The sequence below is a fragment of the Vibrio sp. Of7-15 genome, assembly GCF_022347565.1.
Classification (GTDB): domain Bacteria; phylum Pseudomonadota; class Gammaproteobacteria; order Enterobacterales; family Vibrionaceae; genus NORP241.
The window spans coordinates 1-1,806 of record NZ_JAKRGH010000067.1; the positions used below are offsets into that span (position 1 = coordinate 1).

Genomic DNA, 1,806 nt, shown 5'->3' on the forward strand with positions numbered 1-1,806 from the left:
CCCCCAAAAGCTGAAAATTCAAAAAAGAGTTCATCCTCAAAATCCTCCTTCGCTCAGTCTCGCTACGTCGTCATATTCAGATGAACCAGAGAGAGAATCCGTGGCGCTTTCGCTTGCCTCCCCGCTCTTCTCTCTCTTCTCTTAAATTAATGTATAACTGACGCGCGGATTTGATTAAGGGTGAATAAATCAAATGTATTTCCGCTTGTCTCCACAACCACAAAATAAAAAGGGGCCTTTCCCCGACGAAACGGGGCCCCTTTCCTTTTTATTCTGCGGGCGTGGCCGATTGAGCATGAAGCATAGAAGCATAACCATTAATAGATTGAATCAAATTAAATTGGTCTTCCTGCAATTGGCCATAGGCAGTTGCATCAATATGTTCGGGAACAGTAGTGAGTGTCAAAATACAGTTAGAAAGGTTTTCGAGATCGTTTAGTAGATCTTTTAACTCACTTATTGAATAATTTCTCTTAGTCATAATTAATCCTGTTATAGCTAGTTATGATTAGCCTTTAGTGAGTTTTTAAGCCGACTCACTAGAGGCACCTTCTTCATCAGGAACATAAATTTCATATCCCTGAGAAATAAGCATTTCAGCAATCAAGAGGGTTTGTTCCGAATCAATCCACTCAGAAACCCCCCGAACCTGAGATTTTTTAAAGTCATTACACTTCAACATTTTTCTGGCAGAAGAGATCCTTTTCTTAGCAGATAGCCATGCAGGATTAAAAATCATCCAACCATCACGATTAATAAACATCGGTGATTTTTTCAAGGCAGACCTGGCATCAGATAAACGCCACTTCTTAACAATTCTTCTCAACGCAAAATAAAATTCATTAGATGCATTAATGCGTACCGCCTCATTTGTTACCCAGTCACCACAATGACCCCAAACACGACCAGTTTTTATCCAACCTGAAGGAATCCCCGCTGAAGACCGCTGATAATGATCTGCCCCACGAGACGCATGCTTAGAAAGATATTTAAACCAACCTTTGATATCCGTAACTAATTTCAAGTCTTGACCACGTGCAGAAGCTCCATATTTACCAGCCACATCAATCCAATGGCCTTTAATAGTTGAAGACAAAGAAACGGGAAAACCGGACTCATCAAAAAGAGAGCAAGAATCATTAGAAAAGAAAACGATCCCATGAAGGTGAGGAACTCCGCGTTTTTGCCACTCAGTAACCCAATGAAGACGAAGCATCCCTAATCGACGTAGACGTTTAATAAAATTAGTTCTCACCTGATGCCAATCATCGGAAGTCTCTGGGCAATCCCGAATAGTAAAAGTGAAAGCAACACCAAACTCATCATCATTATCAAAACTTTCTGGAGAAACAGAACGAAGCCAAGCTGTGTTATTTCGTGCAGCAGATTTAGACCAACCCTGAACAACACCACGTTTAGTGCGTTCATGATTATTTTTTCGCGGAGGTATAGCAGCAGTCATACCGTGGTGATAGACTTTAATTACAGGCATAGAAGATCCTTTAAATTTTCTGTTGAGATGTCTGTCATGCCCTCGGAGTGTTGGCGCACTTGCGAGGGTTTATTTTTTTAAAAATTCAAATGCAAAAATACAAATAAATGCATGAAATATGAAACCAATATACACAAATATGAAACCGATATAAACGTTTTGAGATGGGCTAAAATGTGGTCGCGGTCAGATATGTAACTACTAATCAAGGAAGCCCCCCAAAAGCTGAAAATTCAAAAAAGAGTTCATCCTCAAAATCCTCCTTCGCTCAGTCTCGCTACGTCGTCATATTCAGATGAACCAGAGAGAGAATC

At 40.3% G+C, this 1,806-nt stretch carries 2 protein-coding genes; both read right to left on the reverse strand.

The features are described from left to right. Positions 1-268: 268 nt before the first annotated feature. Entirely contained in the window at positions 269-481 is a 213-nt protein-coding gene (locus MHO82_RS25660) for a hypothetical protein (protein ID WP_239189454.1), read from the reverse strand. Positions 482-526: 45 nt separating this feature from the next. After that, the gene (locus MHO82_RS25665; protein ID WP_239189457.1) at positions 527-1,492 is read right to left on the reverse strand and encodes a hypothetical protein; all 966 of its coding nucleotides are present in this window, start codon (positions 1,490-1,492) and stop codon (positions 527-529) included. Between the last annotated feature and the right edge of the window lie 314 nt (positions 1,493-1,806).